Annotated in this window: 19 protein-coding genes and 1 pseudogene; 17 read left to right on the top strand and 3 right to left on the bottom strand. The window is 45.8% G+C overall.

Features of this window, described 5'->3' with window-relative positions; genetic code table 11:
• Window positions 1-374: 374 nt before the first annotated feature.
• From BT_RS21910 to BT_RS21895, 4 genes and pseudogenes are all read left to right on the top strand, one after another.
• Window positions 375-587: pseudogene (locus BT_RS21910) on the top strand (hypothetical protein); the annotation flags it as partial.
• A 182-nt stretch (window positions 588-769) separates the two neighbouring features.
• Window positions 770-2,959, top strand: a complete 2,190-nt coding sequence (locus BT_RS21905) for a glutamine synthetase III (protein WP_008764507.1) — start codon at window positions 770-772, stop codon at window positions 2,957-2,959.
• Window positions 2,960-3,076: 117 nt separating this feature from the next.
• Window positions 3,077-3,778, top strand: a complete 702-nt coding sequence (locus tag BT_RS21900; protein ID WP_011109206.1) for a Crp/Fnr family transcriptional regulator — start codon at window positions 3,077-3,079, stop codon at window positions 3,776-3,778.
• A 157-nt stretch (window positions 3,779-3,935) separates the two neighbouring features.
• Window positions 3,936-6,365 (top strand): beta-N-acetylhexosaminidase, encoded by a 2,430-nt coding sequence (locus BT_RS21895; protein WP_062695564.1) that lies wholly within the window; start codon window positions 3,936-3,938, stop codon window positions 6,363-6,365.
• Window positions 6,366-6,480: 115 nt separating this feature from the next.
• Here BT_RS21895 and trxB read toward each other — a convergent pair whose 3' ends face one another.
• The 3 genes from trxB to BT_RS21880 are packed head-to-tail and all read right to left on the bottom strand — an operon-like array spanning window position 6,481 to window position 10,654.
• Entirely contained in the window at window positions 6,481-7,431 is a 951-nt protein-coding gene (gene trxB, locus BT_RS21890) for a thioredoxin-disulfide reductase (RefSeq protein ID WP_011109204.1), read from the bottom strand.
• A gap of 60 nt (window positions 7,432-7,491) precedes the next feature.
• Complete coding sequence (locus BT_RS21885) at window positions 7,492-8,139, bottom strand: LolA-like putative outer membrane lipoprotein chaperone (protein ID WP_011109203.1); 648 nt, start codon at window positions 8,137-8,139, stop codon at window positions 7,492-7,494.
• Between the two features lie 19 nt (window positions 8,140-8,158).
• Window positions 8,159-10,654, bottom strand: coding sequence for a DNA translocase FtsK (locus BT_RS21880; protein WP_011109202.1), 2,496 nt, complete (start codon window positions 10,652-10,654; stop codon window positions 8,159-8,161).
• Window positions 10,655-10,776: 122 nt separating this feature from the next.
• Here BT_RS21880 and BT_RS21875 point away from each other — a divergent pair, with 122 nt between their 5' ends.
• From BT_RS21875 to kdsA, 13 genes are all read left to right on the top strand, one after another.
• A complete protein-coding gene (locus tag BT_RS21875) occupies window positions 10,777-11,436 on the top strand; it encodes a DUF5063 domain-containing protein (RefSeq protein ID WP_011109201.1) in 660 nt (219 codons plus the stop codon).
• 6 nt (window positions 11,437-11,442) lie between these two features.
• On the top strand, window positions 11,443-12,093 hold the full coding sequence (locus tag BT_RS21870; protein ID WP_008760005.1) for a 3'-5' exonuclease: 651 nt from the start codon (window positions 11,443-11,445) through the stop codon (window positions 12,091-12,093).
• A gap of 54 nt (window positions 12,094-12,147) precedes the next feature.
• The gene (locus tag BT_RS21865) at window positions 12,148-13,326 is read left to right on the top strand and encodes a class I SAM-dependent rRNA methyltransferase (protein WP_008760004.1); all 1,179 of its coding nucleotides are present in this window, start codon (window positions 12,148-12,150) and stop codon (window positions 13,324-13,326) included.
• 376 nt (window positions 13,327-13,702) lie between these two features.
• Entirely contained in the window at window positions 13,703-14,953 is a 1,251-nt protein-coding gene (locus BT_RS21860; RefSeq protein ID WP_008760003.1) for a nucleoside permease, read from the top strand.
• 13 nt (window positions 14,954-14,966) lie between these two features.
• Window positions 14,967-15,563: a bifunctional nuclease family protein gene (locus BT_RS21855; protein WP_011109200.1), complete on the top strand. Its 597-nt coding sequence runs from the start codon at window positions 14,967-14,969 to the stop codon at window positions 15,561-15,563.
• Between the two features lie 6 nt (window positions 15,564-15,569).
• The gene (locus BT_RS21850) at window positions 15,570-16,268 is read left to right on the top strand and encodes a 16S rRNA (uracil(1498)-N(3))-methyltransferase (RefSeq protein WP_008760001.1); all 699 of its coding nucleotides are present in this window, start codon (window positions 15,570-15,572) and stop codon (window positions 16,266-16,268) included.
• Between the two features lie 21 nt (window positions 16,269-16,289).
• Window positions 16,290-17,837, top strand: a complete 1,548-nt coding sequence (locus BT_RS21845) for a DUF4836 family protein (RefSeq protein WP_011109199.1) — start codon at window positions 16,290-16,292, stop codon at window positions 17,835-17,837.
• A 16-nt stretch (window positions 17,838-17,853) separates the two neighbouring features.
• Window positions 17,854-18,498 (top strand): ATP-binding cassette domain-containing protein, encoded by a 645-nt coding sequence (locus BT_RS21840; RefSeq protein ID WP_032840608.1) that lies wholly within the window; start codon window positions 17,854-17,856, stop codon window positions 18,496-18,498.
• 45 nt (window positions 18,499-18,543) lie between these two features.
• Window positions 18,544-19,749: a hypothetical protein gene (locus BT_RS21835; protein WP_011109198.1), complete on the top strand. Its 1,206-nt coding sequence runs from the start codon at window positions 18,544-18,546 to the stop codon at window positions 19,747-19,749.
• An 11-nt stretch (window positions 19,750-19,760) separates the two neighbouring features.
• Window positions 19,761-22,403, top strand: coding sequence for a TonB-dependent receptor plug domain-containing protein (locus tag BT_RS21830; RefSeq protein ID WP_011109197.1), 2,643 nt, complete (start codon window positions 19,761-19,763; stop codon window positions 22,401-22,403).
• Window positions 22,404-22,542: 139 nt separating this feature from the next.
• The gene (miaA, locus tag BT_RS21825) at window positions 22,543-23,463 is read left to right on the top strand and encodes a tRNA (adenosine(37)-N6)-dimethylallyltransferase MiaA (protein ID WP_008759993.1); all 921 of its coding nucleotides are present in this window, start codon (window positions 22,543-22,545) and stop codon (window positions 23,461-23,463) included.
• A gap of 80 nt (window positions 23,464-23,543) precedes the next feature.
• Window positions 23,544-24,470: a diacylglycerol/lipid kinase family protein gene (locus tag BT_RS21820; protein WP_008759992.1), complete on the top strand. Its 927-nt coding sequence runs from the start codon at window positions 23,544-23,546 to the stop codon at window positions 24,468-24,470.
• Window positions 24,471-24,553: 83 nt separating this feature from the next.
• Window positions 24,554-25,354 carry a 3-deoxy-8-phosphooctulonate synthase gene (gene kdsA, locus BT_RS21815; protein WP_008759991.1) on the top strand — a complete coding sequence of 267 codons (801 nt, stop codon included), beginning with the start codon at window positions 24,554-24,556 and terminating at the stop codon, window positions 25,352-25,354.
• Window positions 25,355-25,427 lie beyond the last annotated feature (73 nt).

Raw genomic sequence — 25,427 nt, 5'->3', positions numbered from 1 at the left:
GTTTATTGTAGGCAAATATAAAAAAGAATATCGAAAAGCAAGGGAATTAAGCTGCAAAAAAGCGTTAGCAAGGAAAATCCTTTCTCAATGCCACGCATCATATCAGTTTTCATGGACATTTTTCTACTTATTAAATCCACTTCCCAATTTCTTCAATCATTACAGTAGAATACAATAAACATTTTCTCTATAAAAAATAATATCTTCGAGTGCATGAATTAATTCGTCCGGCTATAGGCAACGTTTCGTCCGCCTATAGGCAAACGCAACGTCGACTATAGGCAAACTTGCATCCGGCTATAGGCGGACGAATTAATTTATGCACTCCAAAGTATTATTTATTGCACAAGCCGGGACTAAATTTAGTATAGGATAAAAAAACGCATATGCAAATGAACGCCTCGATGGGAAAACATTTACAGTTCCTCACCCAAATGGCTATGGACAGTACTACAATGAAGCTGCTATACAGAAACATAAACAAGCATTATATGCAGGTAGAAATACTAGTCAAACAGATGGCTGCAGAAATCGACCGACAGAAAAACAAGGACGGACAGCAGGAAATACTGGAATCCATCTCTTAATCGGTTATAATCAAAAAGTGCCGTGATGGACAAAAGGTGATTCAGAGACGAATCAATCCTATAAGGAGGGGGTATTCTTCAGAAAAATATATCATTTTCCGAAAATACCCCCTTTAAAATAGGGGTACTTTCAGAAAAAACATATATTTTTGCGCCATCAACCGATAAAAAGAAGACGATTTATGTCAAAAATGAGATTTTACGCATTACAAGAACTTTCCAACCGGAAGCCGCTGGAAGTTACTGCCCCTTCCAACAAACTCTCTGATTATTATGGTAGCCACGTATTCGACCGCAAGAAGATGCAGGAGTATCTTCCGAAGGAAGCCTATAAGGCTGTTACCGATGCAATCGAAAAAGGTACACCGATCAGCCGTGAAATAGCCGACCTGATTGCCAACGGCATGAAGAGCTGGGCCAAGTCGCTCAACGTCACCCACTACACACACTGGTTTCAGCCTCTGACAGACGGAACCGCCGAAAAGCATGACGGCTTTATCGAATTCGGCGAAGACGGCGGAGTCATTGAACGATTCTCCGGAAAACTGCTGATTCAGCAAGAACCGGACGCTTCTTCTTTCCCCAATGGCGGTATCCGTAATACATTCGAAGCTCGCGGATATACCGCATGGGACGTTTCTTCTCCGGCATTCGTAGTAGATACCACGCTCTGTATCCCTACGATCTTTATCTCTTACACAGGCGAAGCGCTGGATTACAAGACTCCGCTTCTGAAAGCACTTGCTGCTGTAGACAAAGCTGCTACGGAGGTTTGCCAGCTATTCGACAAGAACGTAACACGCGTCTTTACCAACTTAGGATGGGAACAGGAATATTTCCTCGTAGACTCCTCCTTATATAATGCACGTCCCGACCTTTGTCTGACCGGACGTACCTTGATGGGACACTCTTCCGCCAAAGACCAACAGTTGGAAGACCACTATTTCGGCTCCATTCCTCCACGTGTCACCGCATTTATGAAGGAACTCGAAATCGAATGTCACAAACTGGGCATCCCTGCCAAGACCCGTCACAACGAAGTAGCTCCCAACCAGTTCGAGCTGGCTCCCATCTTCGAAAACTGCAACCTGGCAAACGACCACAACCAGCTTGTCATGGACTTGATGAAGCGTATCGCACGCAAGCATCACTTCAATGTATTGCTGCACGAAAAACCATATAGCAGCGTTAACGGCTCCGGCAAACATAATAACTGGTCGCTCTGCACCGACACCGGCATCAACCTGTTTGCCCCCGGAAAGAACCCGAAAGGCAATATGCTGTTCCTTACTTTCCTGGTAAACGTACTGATGATGGTATACAAGAACCAGGACCTGCTGCGTGCCTCCATCATGAGTGCCAGCAACAGCTACCGTCTGGGAGCGAACGAAGCTCCTCCCGCCATCCTCTCCTGCTTCCTCGGTTCACAACTCTCGGCAACCCTCGACGAAATCGTACGCCAGGTAGGAAATGAGAAAATGACACCGGAAGAAAAGACTACGCTGAAACTGGGAATCGGACGTATCCCGGAAATCCTGCTCGATACTACCGACCGCAACCGTACTTCTCCTTTTGCCTTCACCGGAAACCGCTTTGAGTTCCGTGCCGCCGGCTCTTCTTCCAACTGTGCCGCCGCCATGATCGCCATCAACGCCGCCATGGCCAACCAGTTGAACGAATTCCGCGCATCAGTGGAGAAACTGATGGAAGAAGGAGTGGGCAAAGACGAAGCTATCTTCCGCCTGCTGAAAGAAACCATCATCGCTTCCGAAGCCATCCGCTTTGAAGGCGACGGTTACTCCGAAGAATGGAGACAGGAAGCTGCCCGCCGCGGACTGACCAACATCTGCCACGTGCCGGAAGCGCTGATGCACTACGTAGACAACCAGTCGAAATCGGTACTGATCGGCGAACGCATCTTCAACGAAACCGAACTGAACAGCCGTCTCGAAGTAGAACTGGAAAAATACACCATGAAGGTACAGATCGAGGGGCGTGTATTGGGCGACCTCGCCATCAACCACATCGTGCCGACGGCTGTCACCTACCAGAACCGGCTGCTAGAGAATCTGTGCAAAATGAAAGAAATCTTCTCTCCGGAAGAATACGAAGTATTGAGCGCTGACCGCAAAGAACTGATTCGTGAAATCTCGCACCGGGTGACTTCCATCAAAGTACTGGTACGCGAAATGACCGAAGCCCGAAAAGTAGCCAATCACAAAGATAACTACAAAGAGAGGGCATTCGAATACGAAGAAAAAGTGCGTCCTTACCTCGATAAAATCCGCGATCATATCGACCATCTGGAGATGGAGGTAGACGACGAAATATGGCCGCTGCCCAAGTATAGGGAACTCTTGTTCACCAAATAAAAAACTCCTGAAGATTGCACGAAAGAACCTACTTTTGTGCAATCTTTTTATAGATTCGTTCATTTTCTCATTTTTTCTTTCTACTTTTGTGCTGTATAACACAGTTTTGTAGCACCCATGGTAAAAATGAACATGTCAGACATCGATATTTCGGAACCATTATCCGATTTGTTAGCTCCTTTGAATAACGAACAAAGGGAGTTTCTGATGAACAATTATACGATACAGACCTACAAAAAGAACGAAACCATCTACTGCGAAGGGGAGACTCCCTCTCATTTGATGTGCCTCATTACCGGCAAAGTCAAAATCTTCAAAGATGGTGTAGGAGGTAGAAGTCAGATTATCCGCATGATTAAACAGCGGGAATACTTTGCGTACCGTGCATACTTCGCAAAGGAAGACTTCGTAACTGCCGCCGCCGCTTTCGAACCTTCTGTTATCTGTCTCATCCCCATGACTGCCATCACCACGCTGGTCGCTCAAAACAACGATTTAGCCATGTTTTTTATCCGCCAGCTTTCTATCGATCTCGGCATTTCCGACGAACGTACCGTCAGCCTGACACAGAAACATATCCGTGGACGTCTGGCAGAATCGCTGATTTTCCTCAAAGAGAGCTATGGACTGGAAGAAGACGGATCGACATTGAGTATTTATCTTTCCCGTGAAGACCTGGCAAATCTGTCGAACATGACCACCTCGAACGCCATCCGTACCTTATCACAGTTCGCTACGGAACGTCTGATCACCATTGACGGAAGAAAGATCAAGATCATCGAAGAAGAAAAACTCAAGAAAATAAGCAAGATAGGATAATACAGACCTTATACGATCATAAAAAGTGATCTGAAACTTTAACTGGAAGCCGATGTTCGTCACATCGGCTTTTTTATTTCTATACTGTTGGAACTTACCAATTAAACAAGTACATTTGTCCTGTCAATATATTAATAACTTAACACAATTTCAGACCATGAAGAAAAGTATTTCCCTTCTTCTTTTATCCTTGCTCATGATTACCCCCAGTTGTCAGAAGCCAAAAGAAGTGACGAACGAGTACAACATCGTTCCGCAACCCAACCAGCTTGTTCCCAAAGAAGGCCGCTTCGAACTGAGCAACAAGGTCCGGCTGGTAGTTCCGTCTGATGCTCCGGAAGTTAAAAAGGTAGCCGACGGCTTTGCCGAACAGCTGAAACAGACTGCCGGAATCTCTCTGACAGAGGCCGAAAGCGTGGATGGAAAGCCTGCTATCAGTTTCGTACTACAAGAAGGTATGCCTAAAGAAGGTTACAAGCTGTCTGTCACCCCCACCCTTATTACAGTCACAGCTTCCCAGCCAAATGGATTTTTCTATGGTGTGCAGACTATTTATCAGCTTCTTCCTCCCGCCGTATACGGAAAAGAGCTGAAGAAGAAAGCCGACTGGTCTGTTCCGGCTGTAGAGATCGAAGACGCTCCCCGCTTTGTACATCGCGGACTGATGTTGGACGTTTGCCGTCATTACGCACCGATAGAGTATATCTACAAATTTATCGACCTGCTGGCAATGAACAAGATGAACGTTTTTCACTGGCATCTGACGGACGATCAGGGATGGAGAATCGAAATCAAGAAATATCCGAAACTGACAGAGATAGGTTCCAAACGCGAAAAAACGCTGGTAGACTATTATTATGTGAACTATCCGCAAGTATTCGACGGAATAGAACACGGAGGATATTACACACAGGAACAGATAAAAGAGGTGGTAGCTTATGCTGCAAGCAAATATATCAATGTAATCCCCGAAATAGAAATGCCGGGGCATGCATTGGCGGCTCTGGCTGCTTACCCCGAATTGTCTTGTGATTCTACACAGACATATAAAGTATCACCTACGTGGGGCGTATTCGAACAGGTATTCTGCCCGAGCGAGACCACTTTCAAGTTCTTTGAAGGAGTCATGGACGAGGTAGTCGAATTATTTCCCAGCGAGTACATTCATATCGGAGGAGACGAATGCCCCAAAACAGCCTGGAAGAACAGTACTTTCTGCCAGCAGTTGATTCGTCAGTTAGGCTTGAAAGATGACGCGACTCCCAGCAAAGTGGACGGAGTGAAGCACAGCAAGGAAGATAAACTGCAAAGTTACTTCGTTACCCGCATGGAAAAATACCTGAACGGTAAAGGACGCAATATCATCGGCTGGGACGAGATTTTGGAAGGCGGCCTGGCTCCAAACGCCACTGTCTTGTCATGGCGTGGCGTTGAAGGCGGATTGAATGCGGCCAAAGCAGGACACAACGCAATCATGGCTCCCATGCCTTATGCTTATCTGGACTTCTATCAGGAAGATCCGGAAATCGCCCCGACTACCATCGGCGGATACACAACGCTGAAGAAGACTTATAGCTACAATCCTGTTCCGGATAATGCCGACGAACTGGTGAAGAAACATATCATCGGTATGCAAGGCAACCTCTGGAGAGAGTATATGAAAACTTCCGACCGGGTAGATTATCAGGCCTTCCCACGTGCGATGGCTATCGCGGAAACGGGATGGACACTGGATGCCAACAAAAACTGGAAGAGTTTCTGCGAACGCATGGTTACGGAATTTGAGCGCCTGGAAGTCATGGATACCAAACCCTGCCTCAACTTCTTCGACGTAAACATCAATACGCATGCGGATGAAAACGGTCCGTTGATGGTATTGCTGGAAACATTCTACCCGAATGCGGAAATCAGATACACCACAGACGGCAGCGAACCGACTTACGGTTCTACACTGTATGAACAGCCTTTCGTGCTTGAAGGAAACATCGACTTGAAAGCTGCTGCTTTCAAAGACGGCAAGATGCTGGGCAAAGTTACCAACAAGCCATTGTATGGCAATCTGCTGGCAGGAAAACCATTTACCGTCAATTATACAATGGGATGGACAGGGGATATTTTCGGCGACAATGATGTATTGGGAGCTGACAAAACAACTTTCGGTCTGACAAATGGAAAGAGAGGTAACAATGCTTCTTACACTCCGTGGTCCAGTTTCGCAATCGTAGAAGGTAAAGACCTGGAATTCATCGTCCATCTGGACAAACCGACGGAAGTAAGAAAAGTGGTCTTCGGCTCCTTGTTTAATCCTGCCATGAGAATGCTCCCTGCCGGAGGAGTTGCCGTAGAAGTATCTGCCGACGGTCAGCAATATACTCAGATAGCCGAAAAGGCCTTGAAGCATGATTGTCCGGAAACGGGAAGAATCGCATTCACCGACTCTATCGAATTTGAACCGACACAAGCCACTTTCCTGAAAGTAAAAATCAAAAATGGCGGTACCTTGCGTAATGGCGTCAATTTCAAAAAGAACAACGGTCCGGAAGTCATTCCTGCCGAATTGTGGATAGACGAAATCGAGGCATATTAATGCCTGTGACATAACAAAAAACGGTGGACATGCAGCTTGTTGCTCATGTCCACCGTTTTTTTTATTGATTCAGTTCTTATTTATTCCATGCAAAGCATTCCGCCTTGCTTCATCTTTAAATAATTCCCTTTGCAGAAAGATAACGTTCCGCCTCGATAGCAGCCTTACAGCCACTTCCCGCTGCTGTAATAGCCTGACGGTAATGCGGATCAGCCACATCTCCCGCTGCGAATACTCCGGGAACTTTCGTACGGGGGCTGTCACCATCTGTAATAATGTAACCCACTTCGTCAGTGTCGATATACTCTTTGAAAATATCCGAATTCGGTTTGTGACCGATAGCCAGGAAGAAACCGTCGATAGGCAGGCTGTAACGTTCTTCGTCCGATTCGCCCCAACGCTTCACAACATTCATACCTTCTACGCCGTTATCGCCAAACAGGCCGACTACATTGTGTTCGAAAAGTACTTCAATCTTCTCGTGCTTCTGCACACGTTCCTGCATAATCTTCGATGCACGCAGGTAAGGTTTGCGAACCACCAGATATACTTTGGATGCCAGACCAGCCAGATAGATCGCTTCCTCACAGGCTGTATCTCCACCGCCCACCACTGCAACGACCTTCTTCCGGTAGAAGAAACCGTCACAAGTAGCACAAGCGCTGACTCCCATTCCGGCGTATTTCTTTTCGTCTTCCAGCCCCAGGTATTTGGCCGTAGCTCCGGTAGAGATGATCAATGCTTCCGTTTCAATCACCTTATCGCCGTCAATCGTTATTTGATAAGGAGCTTTGCTCAAATCTGCCGCTGTCGCAATACCGAAACGGACGTCCGTTCCGAAACGGCTGGCTTGCGCGCGTAAATCTTCCATCAACTGCGGACCACTGATTCCTTCCGGATAACCGGGGAAGTTCTCCACATCCGTGGTAGTCGTCAACTGACCACCGGGCTGCAATCCTTCATAAAGCACCGGACAAAGGTTAGCACGTCCTGCATAGATCGCTGCCGTATATCCGGCAGGCCCTGAGCCTATAATCAGGCATTTTACTTTTTCTATTTCTGCCATTTTATTGTTATATTATTGTTTTATATTCCAACTATCTCGTCTCTTACTCAAAAGAATATTCTATCGTAAGTCTATCACTTCCGCAGTGGGGTATGCCTTCCGGTCGAAAGTGAAAACATGATCCGCATAATCCAGTCCGGTCTGATAAGCTGTCACGGTAATCTCATTACGCGTTTGCTGACCACGTTGCTGAAGCTGAATGTAAACCGGTTCATACGTACTCTTCGTCACATAAAGCGTAATGCTTTCCAACTCTTGCTTTTTATCATTGGCAGTCAGAATCACTTCCCAAACAGCTTTACCCTGATATGTCTTCACAGTTCCCAGCTTATAAGAGAATCCTTTCTGATACATATAAAGAAAGGTATACGGATTGATCTGCTGCAACTCTTCCTGAGTGGGATTGCTGACATTCACTTCATCATTTCTCACCATGTAGCTCCACTGTGTTTTCCCGTCAAACCAAGTGGTGGTCTCGGAAGTCTTCAGCATAAACTTCTCGCCCTTCAACTGAATGATACCGTTCTCCCGCCCTTCCAAACGACCGTCATTGACAGCCTTCAAGGTAAAATCGGCCCTCACACCACCTGCCTTCTTAAACGCTTCGGCCGTCTTCTCCAGAACAGCTTTAGCCTGCGACTGCTGTTGTTGAGCAATCACAGGCAGTGACAGTAAAGCTATTAAAACACTAAAAATGTATTTCTTCATTTGATTAATAAACGATCTGTTATTGTAAATTGTTCAAACGCATTTCAAGATCATTATCGTCGACACAGAGTACGTCACGAGCCTTGCTTCCCTGTGTAGGTCCGACGATTCCCGCCTTTTCAAGCTGGTCCATGATACGTCCGGCACGATTGTAACCGATAGCAAATTTACGTTGAATTAACGAAGTGGAACCTTGCTGATGGATGACCACCAAGCGTGCCGCATCCTCAAACAACGGATCGAGACGTCCCATATCAATGTCGCCCACTTCACTGCCGCTGTCTTCGCTCACATACTCGGGCAGGAAGAACGGAGTAGGATAACTCTGCTGACGAGCAATAAATTTCGTGATCTCCTCCACTTCCGGCGTATCGATAAAGGCACACTGCACACGTACCGGATCAGCACCTTGCAGGAAGAGCATATCTCCCTTACCAATCAGGCGGTTTGCCCCCGGACGGTCAAGAATCGTACGGGAATCCATCATGGCGGATACACGGAACGCAATACGTGCGGGGAAGTTCGCCTTGATCGTACCTGTAATGATATTCGTTGTCGGACGCTGCGTAGCGATGATCATATGAATACCGACCGCACGTGCCAACTGCGCAATACGGGCAATCGGAAGTTCCACTTCCTTACCGGCAGTCATGATCAAATCTCCGAACTCGTCGATCACCACCACGATATACGGCATAAACTTATGTCCTTTCTCCGGATTGAGGCGGCGGTTGATAAACTTCTCATTATACTCCTTGACATTACGTACATGAGCCATCTTCAAGAGGTCATAGCGTGTATCCATTTCCACACAAACAGAATTCAGCGTTTGCACTACCTTGGTCACGTCCGTAATAATCGGTTCGCCTCCATCAGGAAGTTTGGCCAGAAAATGGTTTTCAATGACGGAGTAAATGCTGAACTCCACCTTCTTCGGGTCGACCAGCACAAATTTCAGTTCAGCCGGATGTTTCTTATATAATAAGGAGGTAATGATTGCATTCAAGCCGACAGACTTACCCTGACCGGTAGCACCTGCCACCAACACGTGCGGCATCTTGCAAAGGTCGAACATGAACACTTCGTTCGTGATCGTCTTACCCAGTACAATCGGCAAGTCAAATCTGGATTCCTGGAACTTCTTGCTTCCAATCACGCTCTGACCGGATACAATCTTCGGATTCTTGTTCGGAACTTCGATACCGATGGTTCCCTTACCCGGTATCGGAGCAATGATACGAATACCATCCGCCGACAAGCTCAGGGCGATATCATCCTCCAAGCCACGAATCTTCGAGATACGCACACCCTGTTCAGGAGTGATTTCATAAAGAGTCACCGTAGGACCTACCGTAGCTTTGATCGTACTGATTTCAATGCCAAAGCTGCGCAATGTATTAATGATACGGTCTTTATTCGCATTCTGCTCGTCCATGTCGATCGTCGGATCGTCATTCTCAAAATGCTTCATCAAGTCGATTGTCGGGAAACGGTAATTTTCCAGATCCTTCATCGGATTATAAGGTTCTTGCTCCGGACCCTGATATTCTTCTTCCGACGCAGCTGTCTCTACCTGAAATCCGGGTTCATCCTCACCCGGCAATTCATCCTGAGCAATTGGAGGAACCACATCGCTTACGGTCGGTTCAAAGACCATAGTCACCCCTTCCGCCTCATCAGCAGAAGGAAGTTCGTCGTCCGGTTCCGGTGCGTTGACCGGAGATTCTTCTTTCGGCTCTTCTGCCTGTATATCCATCACGGGAGCAGGAGGAGGTGTTTGCTTATAAGTACGTTTCAGATTGAACTCCACTTCCTGCGGTTGCGAGGTCGTGAACTCCTGTGTTCCTTCTGCCGCAGTCTCCTTTTCTTCTTCTTTCTTCTGACGTTTGAGGAAACTCAGAGCAAAAAGTTTGCGCAACCAGATTACTGTCCGTGCACTTATATATATAAAGAAGCAGACAGCCGTTATCAGCAGGATCATCCATACTCCGGGAACTCCCACCTGCGAAACCAGCCAGCGGCTTACATTGTAACCGTGCATACCTCCCAGATAAATGAAAGAATCCTGATAATGATCCATCAAAGCGAAGCCGAAGAATACGGAGAACCACACCAATAATAATGTACAACCGATAAACCATTTCCACAGACGGACAATGCGCACCCGCATCAGTTTCAATCCTGCCACCGCCAGAAAGACGAGGATAAAGAAAGAAGATATCCCGAAGCAGTCATTTATCAGATAGCTAGCTAACTGTGCTCCGCGAGATCCGGCATAGTTTTTTACATTATTATTAACCGCCGCAAGGTCTGCCGAGCTGCCGCTGTCGATAATACTTTGGTCGGCCGCCCCCGTAAAGAAGAAGGAAGAAAAAGCCAACAAAAGATAAACGGAAAAGATCACCAGCATCAATCCGAGCACAAAATGAACGGTTTCATTCTTAAAAATTGATACAATCTTTCCGGGAGAAGACGGAGTGCGTTCAGCCTCCTTATCTATTTTCTTTTTTGCCATGAGTCTTTATTCTTTAAATAAATTGGAATCCGTATTATAAGCCGCAAAAATAATAAAAAAATAACGAGCAGTACTCTCATTCAATCCTTTTTCTTACCTTTGCGATTCAAATCAATCTGATTATGGAAAAAGAAAGCCAAACGATATTTGAAAAGAATGTGATCGAGTTCGTAACGGTAGCCGCCGAATTTTGCGCATTCCTCGAACGTGCCGAACACATGAAGCGCAAAGCTTTTGTCGACACGTCCTTAAAAATACTTCCCCTGCTCTATCTCAAAGCATCCTTGCTTCCGAAGTGTGAAACAATCGGAGACGAGGCACCCGAAACGTATGTGACGGAGGAAATTTACGAGATTCTGCGTATCAATCTAGCAGGGCTGATGGGTGAAAAGGATGATTATCTGGACGTTTTCGTACAGGATATGGTGTACAGTGACCAGCCTATCAAAAAGTCCGTCTCGGAAGATTTGGCGGATATCTATCAGGATATCAAAGATTTTATTTTCGTCTTCCAGCTGGGACTGAACGAAACCATGAACGACTCGTTGGCCATCTGCCAGGAAAACTTCGGTCTGCTGTGGGGACAGAAGTTGGTAAACACTCTGCGTGCCCTTCACGATGTGAAGTATAACCAGCAGAATGAGAATGACGAAGAAGACAACGAGGAAGAGAATAACGAACTAAGCGATGACGACTATTGTTGTGAAGAAGACGGTTGTCACTGCCACGACGACGAATGTCATTGTCATGAGGACGGTTGCCATTGTCGTAATGACGAATAAACAAAAATGATAGTAAGAAGAAGTATAAATAAAGACGAACTAAAGGAACTCCCGAAAACTGTATTTCCGGGACGAATCCATGTGATCCAGTCGGAAGCGGAAACAGAAAAAGCAGTAGCTTACCTGCAATCTCAGCCGATACTGGGTATCGATAGCGAAACGCGCCCATCCTTCACCAAAGGACAAAGTCATAAAGTAGCACTTCTGCAGATTTCTTCAGACGAATGCTGTTTCCTGTTCCGCCTCAATATGACCGGACTCACCCAACCTTTGGTCGACCTGCTGGAAAATCCGGCTGTTATCAAAGTAGGACTGTCGCTCAAAGACGACTTTATGATGCTGCACAAACGTGCACCTTTTACCCAACAGAGCTGCATCGAACTGCAAGACTATGTACGCCAGTTCGGCATACAGGACAAAAGTCTGCAAAAGATTTATGCAATCCTGTTCAAAGAAAAGATTTCCAAATCACAACGGCTGTCCAACTGGGAAGCGGACGTACTGAGCGACGGACAGAAACAATATGCCGCTACCGATGCCTGGGCTTGCCTCAACATCTACAACCTGTTGCAGGAACTGAAACGAACCGGCAACTACGAGGTCGAAAGCCTCCCTGTAGAAGAAGAGGTTGACGCAAATGCTCCCGCCAATCGCTGACAAATGACCGATAAAAGACTAATTAATAACTGATAAAATAGCATTTTAAACAACATGCATAAAGTATACCTCAAACCCGGCAAAGAAGAGTCTTTAAAAAGATTTCATCCCTGGATTTTCTCCGGAGCAATCGCTCGTTTCGATGGAGAACCCGAAGAAGGTGAAGTTGTAGAAGTATACACTTCGAAGAAGGAATTTATAGCCGAAGGACATTTCCAGATCGGAAGTATCGCCGTACGTGTGCTCTCTTTCCGTCAGGAACCCATCGACCACGATTTCTGGAAACGTAAACTGCAAATTGCCTATGATATGCGTTGTGGAATCGGTATCGCAGTCAATCCCACCAATGACACCTACCGTCTTGTACACGGTGAGGGAGACAATCTGCCTGGGCTGGTCATTGACATTTATGCCCGGACTGCCGTCATGCAGGCGCACTCCGCAGGAATGCATGTAGACCGCATGACTATCGCCGAAGCCCTGTCGGAAGTAATGGGTGACAAGATCGAAAATATCTATTATAAATCGGAGACTACACTGCCTTTTAAGGCAGATCTTTTTCCCGAAAACGGTTTCCTTAAAGGAGGAAGCAGCGATAATATCGCACGGGAATACGGCCTGAAGTTCCATGTAGACTGGCTGAAAGGCCAAAAGACAGGATTCTTCGTAGACCAACGCGAAAACCGTTCACTGCTGGAGCATTATTCTAAAGACCGTTCGGTACTGAATATGTTCTGCTACACCGGCGGTTTCTCCTTCTACGCTATGCGTGGAGGTGCAAAGCTGGTACATTCCGTTGACAGTTCTGCCAAAGCAATCGATCTGACTAACAAAAACGTAGAACTGAATTTCCCCGGCGATGCGCGTCACGAAGCTTTCGCCGAAGATGCTTTCAAATACCTTGACCGCATGGGCGACCAATACGATTTGATAATCCTCGACCCGCCTGCATTTGCCAAGCATAAGGATGCTTTGCGGAATGCCTTGCAAGGTTACCGGAAACTGAATGCCAAAGCATTCGAAAAGATCAAACCGGGCGGCATCCTGTTTACTTTCTCCTGCTCTCAGGTGGTAACCAAGGATAATTTCCGCACAGCTGTGTTTACCGCTGCTGCTATGTCAGGACGTAGTGTACGTATCCTGCACCAACTAACCCAGCCTGCCGACCACCCGGTAAATATATACCATCCCGAAGGAGAATACCTGAAAGGGCTGGTACTCTATGTAGAGTAATATATGTCATAAACACCATGAACTTGCATAAACAAGGGGTGAATAAAAGAAAAATAATAGTTTCAAAGTTAATTAGAGTTAACAAATAGAAGTTTTTCGGCAAATCATTATGTTCTATAACATAAAACCCTTTATATTTGCACTGTGTTTTTCATGGTATTAGATTTAAGGTTAATAAAGATTGGCTGTCTGGGATAGATAGCCTTCTTTTTTTATATGCCTATCCACCCTCTTTTTAACAGTAATTCTTCACTATTCTTCGCATTTATGGCTTTTTTATCCCCTTTTTATCGATTAACTTGTCCACCCAATCAACGAAAATATTATATTTGCATCTATTATTAACGTAAAAAGAGAAACACAAATTAGAAAAGTCATGAGTATAAAAGTTCGTTTGATCATTATGAACTTCCTGCAATTCTTTGTATGGGGGTCATGGTTAATTTCACTAGGGGGTTACATGGGCAGAGAACTCCACTTCGAAGGAGGACAGATCGGTGCCATCTTCGCCACCATGGGTATTGCCTCTTTAGTCATGCCCGGCATCATTGGTATTATCGCCGATAAATGGTTCAATGCCGAACGTTTATACGGACTTTGCCACATCGCAGGGGCAGCTTGTCTTTTCTATGCCTCTACCGTTACGAATTATGACCAGATGTATTGGGCTATGCTACTCAATTTATTGGTATATATGCCTACCCTGTCACTGGCCAATACCGTTTCATACAATGCACTGGAACAATATAAATGCGACCTGATCAAGGACTTCCCTCCTATCCGTGTATGGGGAACGATTGGTTTTATCTGCGCCATGTGGGCAGTAGACCTTACCGGATTCAAGAATTCCAGCGCACAACTTTATGTAGGCGGTGCATCCGCACTCTTGCTGGGTTTATACTCTTTCACCCTGCCGGCATGCAAACCGGCCAAGACAGAAAAGAAAACATTACTTTCTTCCTTCGGACTGGATGCATTCGTATTATTCAAAAGAAAGAAAATGGCTATTTTCTTCCTGTTCTCCATGCTTTTAGGAGCAGCATTGCAGATCACCAACACGTATGGTGACCTTTTCCTCGGGAGCTTCGCCAGTATTCCGGAGTTTGCAGATTCTTTCGGAGTAAAACATTCGGTGATCCTGCTGTCTATTTCTCAAATGTCTGAAACATTATTTATTCTCGCTATACCATTCTTCCTGAGACATTTCGGCATCAAGCAAGTGATGCTGATCAGTATGTTCGCCTGGGTATTCCGGTTCGGGCTGTTTGGCTTCGGAGATCCGGGTTCCGGTCTGTGGATGCTGATTCTTTCCATGATCGTGTATGGTATGGCGTTCGACTTCTTCAACATTTCAGGTTCGTTGTTTGTTGAACAAGAAACCAGTTCCTCCATCCGTGCCAGTGCCCAGGGGTTGTTCTTTATGATGACCAACGGGTTGGGTGCCATCATCGGAGGATATGCCAGCGGTGCTGTCGTAGACGCATTCTCAGTATATGCTGATGGCAAACTAGTGAGCCGTGAATGGCCGGACATCTGGTTTATCTTTGCGGCGTATGCACTGGTGATCGGCATCCTGTTTGCTCTGGTATTCAAGTACAAACACCAACGAGAGAATAAAGTAAATTAAGTAAAAAAGAACAATGGACAAAAAAGTAGAATTACAAGTTTTAAATATCACAAATAGCCAAGCGCAAGTAGGCGCTTTTGCCCTACTGTTGGGTGAAGTGAACGGTGAACGGCAACTGCCTATCATCATAGGTCCCGCTGAAGCTCAGGCAACCGCCCTGTATATGAAGGGGGTCAAAACTCCCCGCCCTCTGACACACGACCTGTTCATGACCATTATCGGCGTATTAGGAGCTAGTTTGCTCCGCGTATTGATCTACAAGGCGAAGGACGGTATTTTCTATTCCTACATTTACCTTAAAAAAGACGAAGAAATTATACGTATCGATACACGTACCTCGGATGCTGTCGGTATGGCAATCCGTGCTGAATGTCCGATCCTCATTTATGAATCCATTCTGGAACAGGAATGCCTTCGGATATCGAACGAGGAAAGAAGACATCCTGAAGAGTCTGATGAAGAAGCGGAAGACGAAAAGAAGCGGGATCTGCCTCGCAACGTTACTTCAATGTCACTCGAAGAAGCATTGGATCAAGCAATCAAAGACGAGAATTACGAACTGGCTGCCAAGATACGCGACCGGATCAATTCAAGAAATCAAAACCACTAACCAATTATGCACGTATTTTATACTCCCGATATACAGAAAAACTACGAACTTCCGGAAGAGGAAGCACAACATTGTACCCGCGTCCTGCGGTTGGGTATCGGAGACGAAATCACTCTTACGGACGGTAAGGGACATTTCTATAAAGCAGAAATCACGGTTGCAACCAACAAGCGTTGCCTTGTAGCCATCAAAGAAACAATCTTTCAGGAACCGCTCTGGCCGTGTCATCTGCACATTGCCATGGCGCCGACCAAAAATATGGACCGCAATGAATGGCTTGCCGAGAAAGCTACGGAAATCGGATTTGACGAACTGACTTTTCTCAACTGCCGTTTTTCCGAACGCAAGGTGATTAAAACCGAACGGATCGAAAAGATTCTGATATCAGCCATCAAGCAATCTCTTAAGGCTCGCCTGCCGAAACTCAACGAAATGACGGACTTCGACAAGTTCATTGCACAAGAGTTTCAAGGTCAGAAATTTATTGCTCACTGTTACGAAGGCGAAAAGCCTCAGCTGAAAAATGTACTGAAAGCAGGAGAAGATGCTCTCGTTCTGATCGGTCCCGAAGGAGACTTCAGCGAAGAGGAAGTGAAGAAAGCCATCGAATGCGGATTCACTCCCATCAGCTTGGGTAAATCACGGCTTCGGACAGAGACAGCGGCACTCGTGGCTTGCCACACAATGAACTTATTGAACCAATAATAACTTTTAAATAGTATGAGTATGGCAAAGAAAATGATCTCACGGCTCTCGGTACTGGCAGTACTGATTGTGTTTCTGGCAGCATGTTCCAAACAAACGGAATATACGAACGTAATACCGGCAGACGCTACGGCTGTTGCCTCTATTGATTTGAAATCACTGGCCAACAAAGCCGGAATGAACGACAAAGAAAATGAAGCTGCTAAACAGAAACTGCTGGAAGCAATGAAAAGCGGGATGAATGCTGCCACTTTCCAACAGTTGGAGAAGGTGATCAACAATCCGGGAGCATCCGGTCTGGATCCGGAAGCACCGATCTATATCTTTAGCTCTCCCCAAATTTCCGGTGGTGCATTCGTTGCCAAAGTCAGCAATGAAGACGATTTGCACGCTTCCCTCGATGTGATGGCAAAAGAACAAATCTGCCAGCCGGTCAGCGAAGCGGACGGATATAGCTTCACTACCCTGAACGGAAACTTGCTTGCTTTCAATGAAACCACTGCAATCATTATCTCTGCCAGCAGAACTTCTCAGACAGAAGCAGCCAAAGAAGCCATCACCAAACTAATGAAACAGACTGCCGACAACAGCATTGCGAAATCCGGAGCCTTCCAGAAAATAGCCAAGCAAAAGAGTGATATCAACTTCTTCGCCTCCATGTCAGCAATCCCTTCTACTTACAGAAGCCAGATCAGCATGGGACTTCCTTCTGAAATCAAACCGGAAGACATTACCATCCTAGGCGGACTGAACTTCGAAAAAGGCAAGATCGCCCTTAAAACAGAAAACTACACGGAGAACGACGCCGTCAAAGCGCTTCTGAAAAAACAAATGGAATCATTTGGAAAGACAAACGGCACATTCGTGAAATACTTTCCGGCATCTACGCTGATGTTCATCAATATGGGCGTAAAAGGAGACGGACTTTACAATCTGTTGAGTGAGAATAAAGAATTCCGCAGCACTGTGTCTATCGCCAAAGCGGATGAAGTAAAAGAACTGTTCAGTTCATTCAACGGCGATATCTCTGCCGGGCTGATCAATGTAACCATGAACAGTGCCCCTACTTTTCTTGCTTATGCTGATGTAAAGAATGGGAATGCTCTTGAAGCTCTTTACAAGAACAAGCAGTCACTGGGCATGAGAAAAGGAGAAGACATCATGGAACTGGGCAAAGACGAGTATGTCTACAAAACAAGAGGCATGAATATATTTTTCGGCATCAAGGACAAACAGATGTATGCTACCAATGACGAACTGCTCTACAAGAGCATTGGCAAAACGGTTGACAAATCGATCAAAGACGCTCCTTACGCAGCAGACATGAAAGGCAAGACCGTATTTATGGCCATCAATGCAGAAGCCATACTGGATTTACCGGTCGTAAAGATGCTGGTAGGCTTCGGAGGCAAGGAGTTCAAGACTTATTCTGATCTCGCTTCCAAAGTTTCTTATTTATCCGTTAGTTCGGAAGGAGAAACAAGCGAAACAGACCTTTGCCTGAAAGACAAAGATGTCAATGCCCTCAAACAAATCGTAGATTTTGCCAAGCAATTCGCCGGCATGTAATTCGTCAATGAACGGCATGAATAGTATTCACTTACAGCAAACACTTCCCCAAGTGTTTGCTGACCGTAATTCGGTGACCTCTGATGTATGGCATCAGGACCTTATCTTCCGGAAAGGAGAAATGTATCTGATAGAAGCCGCCTCAGGCACCGGAAAATCATCGTTGTGCAGCTATCTTTACGGCTATCGCAACGATTATCAAGGAATTATCAATTTCGATGAAACCAATATCAAAGCATATTCCGTGAAGCAATGGGTAGACCTGAGAAAGCATTCACTGAGTATGCTTTTTCAAGACTTGCGTATCTTCACCGAACTTACAGCGATAGAAAACGTACAACTGAAGAATAACCTTACCGGACACAAGAAGAAAAAAGAGATTCTTTCATTATTCGAGAAGCTGGGTATCTCAGATAAACTGAACGTGAAAGCCGGAAAACTTTCTTTCGGCCAACAACAACGGGTCGCTTTTATCCGTGCATTCTGCCAGCCGTTCGACTTCCTGTTTCTGGATGAGCCTATCAGCCATTTGGATGATGAGAACAGCCGCATCATGGGAGAAATCATCATTGACGAAGCCGGAAAACAAGGTGCCGGAGTCATCGCCACGTCCATTGGCAAACATATCGAACTGCCATACAAGAAGGTGCTTCAACTATAATAGAATCTGCGTCATTCGCGCCTAAAAATATAAAAATACAAAATAATGAATACCCTTGTCTGGAAACTTCTCCGCCAACATATCAGTATCGGTCAGTTAGCCGGTTTCTTTTTAGCCAACTTGTTCGGCATGATGATTGTATTGCTCAGCGTACAGTTTTACAAAGATGTCATTCCCGTATTCACCGAAGGAGACAGCTTTATGAAAAAAGACTTCATCATAGCAACCAAGAAAATCAGTACGCTCGGGTCTTTTGCCGGAAAAAGCAATACGTTCTCTCCCGATGACATCGCCGATCTGAAAAAACAGTCGTTTACCAAAACGATAGGAGCTTTCACCCCTTCTCAATTCAAAGTTTCGGCAGGATTGGGAATGCAGGAAGCGGGTATTCATCTCTCTACGGATATGTTCTTCGAGTCAGTTCCCGATGAATTTGTAGATATCAAACTCGATAAATGGCACTTCGACGAAGAAACACATACCATTCCCATCATCATCCCACGCAATTATCTGAATCTGTATAACTTCGGTTTCGCTCAAAGCCGCAGTCTGCCTAAGTTGTCAGAAGGACTGATGGGACTTATTCAGATGGACATCATGATGCGGGGCAACGGACGGGTAGAACAATACAAGGGAAACATCGTCGGTTTTTCCAACCGTCTGAATACGATTCTCGTTCCGCAGTCTTTCATGAACTGGGCCAACAAGAACTTCGCCCCTGACGCGGAGGCACAACCTGCCCGACTGATCATCGAGGTCAGCAATCCCGCCGACTCTTCGATTGCCAGCTACTTTCAAAAGAAAGGCTACGAGACGGAAGACGGGAAACTGGATGCCGGAAAGACTACTTATTTCCTTCGCCTTATCGTAGGTATTGTGCTGGGAGTAGGTTTATTCATCAGTATCCTGTCATTCTATATCCTGATGCTCAGCATATTCTTACTGCTCCAAAAGAATACAACCAAGCTCGAAAGCCTGCTTCTGATAGGCTACAGCCCCAACAGAGTGGCGCTGCCTTATCAGATACTGACCGTAGGACTGAACATCATCGTACTGATTTTATCTGTCGGATTGGTATGCTGGCTGCGCAGCTATTACATAGAGAGTATCAGACTCCTCTTCCCGCAACTGGAAACCGGTTCGTTATGGGCAGCTGTCAGTATGGGTATTCTTTTATTCCTCATCGTATCAGTCATTAATATACTGGCTGTGAAGCGAAAAGTTCTTTCTATCTGGATGCATAAAAATTAAAAACACAATATATGAAAAACACCACTACTCTTCAAAGTAAAAGAAGTATTACAGTACTCTTGGGAGTCCTTCTATATTTCTCATCGCTATCTGCACAGACCATGCAAGATACGATTATAGCTAACTTCAGTCTGATGGAAAGAATTCCTAAAGAAAAGTTGTACCTCCATCTGGACAAGCCTTTCTACGGAGCCGGAGAAAAGATATGGTTCAAAGGCTATCTGGTGAACGCCACCACCCATCAGGACAACTCACAAAGTAATTTTATCATTACGGAACTGATCAACCGTTCCGACTCCATTGTGGAACGAAAGAAAATCCGCAGAGATTCTCTCGGATTCCACAACGCCTTCACCCTCCCTGCCACCCTTCCGGCAGGCGATTACTACCTGCGGGGGTACAGCAACTGGATGCTGAATGAAGACCCCGACTTTTTCTTTTCGCGCAACATCAAGATAGGAAACTCTATCGACAATACCATCGTTTCGAGCATTGAGTATCAGCAAGAAGACGATACACATTACACTGCCAAAATCAAATTTACAAGCAACGTACAGGCTGTTTTCGAAAATACAACGATCAAATACCTATACCTTGAGAATGGTAAGATAAAAAACAAAGGCAAAAAAAAGACGGACGAAAACGGCTGGATTTCCATTTCCCTGCCCGATTTAAAATCTCCGGCAGCGCGCAGAATAGAAGTAGAATTTGACGATCCGCAATATATCTACAAACGGACTTTCCATCTGCCGGTGTTCACCAATGATTTCGATGTGAAGTTTTTCCCCGAAGGCGGTGCCCTACTCAGCATTCCCCATCAGAATGTCGCTTTCAAAGCACAGGGAGCAGACGGTTTTTCTAAAGAAGTCGAAGGTTTCTTGTTCAACTCCAAAGGAGACACGCTTACCAATTTCCGGTCGGAACACAACGGTATGGGTATCTTTACAATGAATCCCGTCAACAATGAGACTTATTATGTTACGGTAAGAACCAATGACAGTATTACCAAGCGATTTGACCTTCCTGCCATAGAACCGAAAGGAATCTCCATCGCCATGTCGCACTATAAACAGGAGATTCGCTACGAAATCCAAAAGACAGAAGCGACCGAATGGCCTCAGAAACTATTCCTGCTTGCACATACCCGTGGCAAACTGGCCATTTTACAACCCATCAATCCGAAAAGAACTTTCGGAAAGATGAATGACAGCCTGTTTACGGAAGGGATCACTCACTTCATGCTGATTGATGAACAAGGAAATGCACTTAGCGAACGGTTGATTTTCGTTCCGGATCATAAGCCGAATCAATGGCAAATCACTGCAGACCAACCGACGTATGGAAAAAGAGAGAAGGTATCTTTGCAGATCGCTGCCAAAGACAACGAAGGTAACCCGGTAGAAGGAACCTTCTCTGTCAGCATCACCGACCGGAAAAGTATTCAACCCGACTCTCTTGCCGACAATATCCTGTCCAATCTCCTGCTGACTTCGGATCTGAAAGGATATGTGGAAGACCCCGCATACTATTTTCTAAATCAGGACGCCCGGACGCTCCGTTCCATCGACTATCTGATGATGACACATGGTTGGCGCAGGCATAAAATGGAAAATGTTCTCCGCACTCCTTCGCTGAATTTCACAAATTATATAGAAAAAGGACAAACCATCAGCGGACGAATCATGGGATTCTTCGGAGCAAACGTAAAGAAAGGTCCCATCTGTGTACTGGCTCCCAAATACAATATCATAGCCACCACCGAGACAGACGAGAAAGGCCAGTTCATCGTCAATACCTCATTCAGAGACAGCACGACATTCCTTGTTCAGGCACGCACCAAGAAAGGATTTGCCGGTGTAGATATTCTAATGGATCCTCCCCAGTACCCGGTCGCTACGCATAAAGCCCCTTATTTTAACGGAGCAACTACCTTTATGGAAGATTATCTGATGAATACCCGTGACCAGTATTATATGGAAGGGGGAATGCGTGTGTACAATCTGAAAGAAGTGACAGTTACAGCGAAGCGGGAACGTCCGAGTTCAAAAAGTATCTATACGGGAGGTATCAACACCTATACTGTAGAAGAAGACAGACTGCAAGGATACGGTCAGACAGCTTTTGATGCAGCCAGCAGACTACCCAGCGTTACAATCACGAACGGAAGTGAGATACATATCCGTAACAATTCCGAACCGGCAATCATTGTTATCGATGATATTGTGTATGAAGATGCTTCCGATATTTTGAAGGATATCCAAGTCAGTGACATGTCCAGTATCAGTCTGCTTCGAGGAGCAGATGCCGTCATACTGGGTCCCCGTGCTTCCGGAGGTGCCGTTGTCATCACTCTGAAAGACCCTAGAAATCTTCCGGCCAGACCAGCGCAGGGAATTATCACTTATACGCCGCTGGGATACAGTGAGTCCGTAGAATTCTATCACCCCACCTATGATACTCCCGAGAAAAAGAACGCTCAGCGTTCGGACTTCCGGAGTACCGTTTACTGGAATCCGGAATTACGGTTAGACGCCGAAGGCAAAGCGACCATAGAATACTATACACCGGACAGCACAGCTCCCGAAGATATCATTATCGAGGGCGTGGACAAGAATGGAAAGGTATGTCGTATCCTACAGACCATTAATAAGTAGCTTTTCTCAACGCTTCTTCAAACTTTTATGTAGTTCAAATTTGAGTTCTGCTTCCTATTAAATAATCAGATAAAAGCATCCAAATAACCCACTGGGTCAAAATTATTTTGTATTTTTGCCGTCATTAAAGAATAAAGCTATGCCGGACTATGATTTAATCACCATATTAGGGCCAACAGCCTCAGGGAAAACTCCTTTTGCTGCAGCATTAGCCCATGAACTGAATACAGAAATTATCAGTGCCGACTCTCGTCAGATCTATCGGGGAATGGACCTCGGTACGGGCAAGGACTTGGCAGATTATACAGTCGACGGACATCCAATTCCTTATCACTTGATTGATATCGCCGATCCCGGATATAAATACAATGTTTTCGAATATCAGCGGGATTTCCTGATTTCTTACGAATCCATCAAACAAAAAGGCTGTCTGCCCGTTTTATGTGGAGGGACAGGTATGTATCTGGAATCGGTACTGAAAGGCTATAAGCTGATGCCGGTACCGGAAAATCCGGAGTTACGTGCCCGTCTGGCTAATCACTCTCTCGAAGAACTGACCGAAATCCTGAAGCAATATAAAACATTGCACAACTCTACGGATGTAGATACCGTGAAACGTGCAATCCGTGCGATAGAAATTGAGGAGTATTATGCCGTGCATCCGGTTCCCGAACGGGAGTTTCCGAAGTTGAACAGCCTCATCATCGGGGTAGATATCGATCGGGAACTGCGTCGCGAGAAGATCACCCGACGGTTGAAACAACGGCTGGACGAAGGAATGGTGGATGAAGTAAGGCGATTAACAGAACAAGGCATTTCACCGGACGACTTGATTTATTACGGACTGGAATACAAATTCCTGACGTTATACGTCATAGGCAAACTGACTTACGAAGAGATGTTCACTGAGCTGGAGACGGCCATCCATCAGTTCGCCAAACGTCAGATGACTTGGTTCCGCGGCATGGAACGTCGGGGATTTACCATCCACTGGGTCAGTGCAGAGCTGCCTATGGAAGAAAAGATAGCCTTTGTGATAGAAAAACTGCGAGGGAATTAGTATCTTTGCCAGTCATTTACGAATGGTCTGTGAAAGATAAAAAATGCGATTGTTAATACAGTTAGGATAGAAATACGGTTATGAGTGTAGAACCTGGAAAATGGGGAGTGATCTACAACCCCAAAGCAGGTACCCGAAAGGTACAGAAACGATGGAAAGAAATCAAGGAGTACATGGACAGCAAAGGTGTCAACTATGACTATGTACAATCCGAAGGTTTCGGTTCTGTAGAACGTCTTGCCAAAATTCTGGCGAACAACGGCTATCGTACCATTGTCATCGTAGGTGGCGACGGTGCGCTGAACGATGCCATCAACGGTATCATGCTCTCTGATGCCGAAGACAAGGAGAACATCGCCCTTGGCATGATTCCGAACGGTATAGGAAATGACTTTGCCAAATACTGGGGACTCAGTACCGAATACAAACCTGCCGTAGACTGTATCATCAACCACCGTCTCAAGAAAATAGACGTAGGCTTCTGCAACTTCTACGACGGCAAGGAACACCAACGCCGTTATTTCCTCAATGCAGTCAACATCGGGCTAGGCGCAAGGATTGTGAAAATCACCGACCAGACCAAACGTTTCTGGGGGGTGAAATTCCTGTCGTACGTTGCCGCCCTCTTCTCGCTGATATTCGAACGCAAACTATACCGGATGCACCTTCGTATCAATGACGAGCACATCCGCGGGCGCATCATGACCGTATGTGTAGGAAGCGCCTGGGGCTGGGGACAGACTCCGAGTGCCGTACCCTACAACGGCTGGCTGGATGTATCCGTCATCTACCGTCCGGAATTCCTGCAAATCATTTCGGGATTGTGGATGCTGATTCAGGGAAGAATCCTGAACCATAAGATGGTGAAAAGCTATCGGACAAGAAAAGTAAAAGTGCTCCGCGCACAAAATGCTTCCGTCGATCTGGACGGTCGCCTGCTGGCAAGACATTTCCCACTGGAAATAGGCGTATTATCAGAAAAGACGACCCTGATTATTCCGAATTAGCCAACAGAACCGGGCTTCTGGCGAAAAACAGCCCTTCACTCATGAAACTATAAATAAGTAATTAGTAACTTGTAATTAATAAAATGATCGAACTTAAGAACAATCCTGCCGGTAACTTCTTTCTGCTGGCCGGTCCATGTGTAATAGAAGGTGAAGAGATGGCAATGCGCATCGCTGAGCGTGTGGTCGGAGTCACTGAAAAATTACAGATTCCTTATGTATTCAAAGGTTCTTACCGCAAGGCAAACCGTTCGCGTCTTGATTCATTCACAGGTATCGGTGACGAGAAGGCACTCAAAGTGCTGAAAAAGGTACATGATACTTTCGGAGTGCCCACAGTGACGGATATCCATTCGGCCGACGAGGCTGAGATGGCTGCCGAATACGTAGACATTCTCCAGATTCCGGCTTTCCTTTGCCGTCAGACGGATTTACTGGTTGCTGCTGCTAAAACGGGTAAGACGATTAACATCAAGAAAGGACAGTTCCTCTCTCCGCTCGCCATGCAGTTTGCCGCTGACAAAGTGGTGGAAGCAGGCAACAAGAACGTGATGCTGACCGAACGCGGAACAACCTTCGGTTATCAGGACCTTGTAGTAGACTACCGGGGGATTCCGGAAATGCAAACGTTCGGTTATCCGGTCATACTGGATGTCACCCATTCATTGCAGCAACCCAACCAGACCAGCGGAGTGACCGGTGGTATGCCCCAACTGATCGAAACCGTAGCCAAAGCCGGCATCGCCGTAGGAGCCGACGGTATCTTTATCGAAACACACGAAAACCCCGCCGTAGCCAAGAGCGACGGAGCAAACATGTTGAAGCTGGACCTTCTGGAAGGACTATTAACGAAATTAGTCAGAATACGGGAAGCTATCAAATAACTCTTTTTTCTGCCCGTTTGTGATTATACACAAAAGAATACGACAGATATTTCAAACAACTTTTTTATAAACT

Origin of the sequence: Bacteroides thetaiotaomicron VPI-5482 (assembly GCF_000011065.1) — a bacterium.
GTDB classification, from domain to species: Bacteria; Bacteroidota; Bacteroidia; order Bacteroidales; family Bacteroidaceae; genus Bacteroides; species Bacteroides thetaiotaomicron.
Note: the sequence above shows the minus strand (reverse complement) of the source record. Positions and strands in the feature narration are given on the sequence as shown.

Excerpts from the sequence above, each read along its gene's own strand:
- BT_RS21845 (WP_011109199.1), top strand. The coding sequence starts at position 16,290 with ATGGCAAAGAAAATGATCTCACGGCTCTCGGTACTGGCAGTACTGATT.
- BT_RS21840 (WP_032840608.1), top strand. The coding sequence starts at position 17,854 with ATGAATAGTATTCACTTACAGCAAACACTTCCCCAAGTGTTTGCTGAC.
- BT_RS21855 (WP_011109200.1), top strand. The coding sequence starts at position 14,967 with ATGGACAAAAAAGTAGAATTACAAGTTTTAAATATCACAAATAGCCAA.
- BT_RS21885 (WP_011109203.1), bottom strand. The coding sequence starts at position 8,139 with ATGAAGAAATACATTTTTAGTGTTTTAATAGCTTTACTGTCACTGCCT.
- BT_RS21900 (WP_011109206.1), top strand. The coding sequence starts at position 3,077 with ATGGTAAAAATGAACATGTCAGACATCGATATTTCGGAACCATTATCC.
- BT_RS21880 (WP_011109202.1), bottom strand. The coding sequence starts at position 10,654 with ATGGCAAAAAAGAAAATAGATAAGGAGGCTGAACGCACTCCGTCTTCT.
- BT_RS21905 (WP_008764507.1), top strand. The coding sequence starts at position 770 with ATGTCAAAAATGAGATTTTACGCATTACAAGAACTTTCCAACCGGAAG.
- BT_RS21870 (WP_008760005.1), top strand. The coding sequence starts at position 11,443 with ATGATAGTAAGAAGAAGTATAAATAAAGACGAACTAAAGGAACTCCCG.
- BT_RS21835 (WP_011109198.1), top strand. The coding sequence starts at position 18,544 with ATGAATACCCTTGTCTGGAAACTTCTCCGCCAACATATCAGTATCGGT.
- trxB (WP_011109204.1), bottom strand. The coding sequence starts at position 7,431 with ATGGCAGAAATAGAAAAAGTAAAATGCCTGATTATAGGCTCAGGGCCT.
- BT_RS21895 (WP_062695564.1), top strand. The coding sequence starts at position 3,936 with ATGAAGAAAAGTATTTCCCTTCTTCTTTTATCCTTGCTCATGATTACC.
- BT_RS21860 (WP_008760003.1), top strand. The coding sequence starts at position 13,703 with ATGAGTATAAAAGTTCGTTTGATCATTATGAACTTCCTGCAATTCTTT.
- BT_RS21820 (WP_008759992.1), top strand. The coding sequence starts at position 23,544 with ATGAGTGTAGAACCTGGAAAATGGGGAGTGATCTACAACCCCAAAGCA.
- BT_RS21865 (WP_008760004.1), top strand. The coding sequence starts at position 12,148 with ATGCATAAAGTATACCTCAAACCCGGCAAAGAAGAGTCTTTAAAAAGA.
- BT_RS21830 (WP_011109197.1), top strand. The coding sequence starts at position 19,761 with ATGAAAAACACCACTACTCTTCAAAGTAAAAGAAGTATTACAGTACTC.
- BT_RS21875 (WP_011109201.1), top strand. The coding sequence starts at position 10,777 with ATGGAAAAAGAAAGCCAAACGATATTTGAAAAGAATGTGATCGAGTTC.
- BT_RS21850 (WP_008760001.1), top strand. The coding sequence starts at position 15,570 with ATGCACGTATTTTATACTCCCGATATACAGAAAAACTACGAACTTCCG.
- kdsA (WP_008759991.1), top strand. The coding sequence starts at position 24,554 with ATGATCGAACTTAAGAACAATCCTGCCGGTAACTTCTTTCTGCTGGCC.
- miaA (WP_008759993.1), top strand. The coding sequence starts at position 22,543 with ATGCCGGACTATGATTTAATCACCATATTAGGGCCAACAGCCTCAGGG.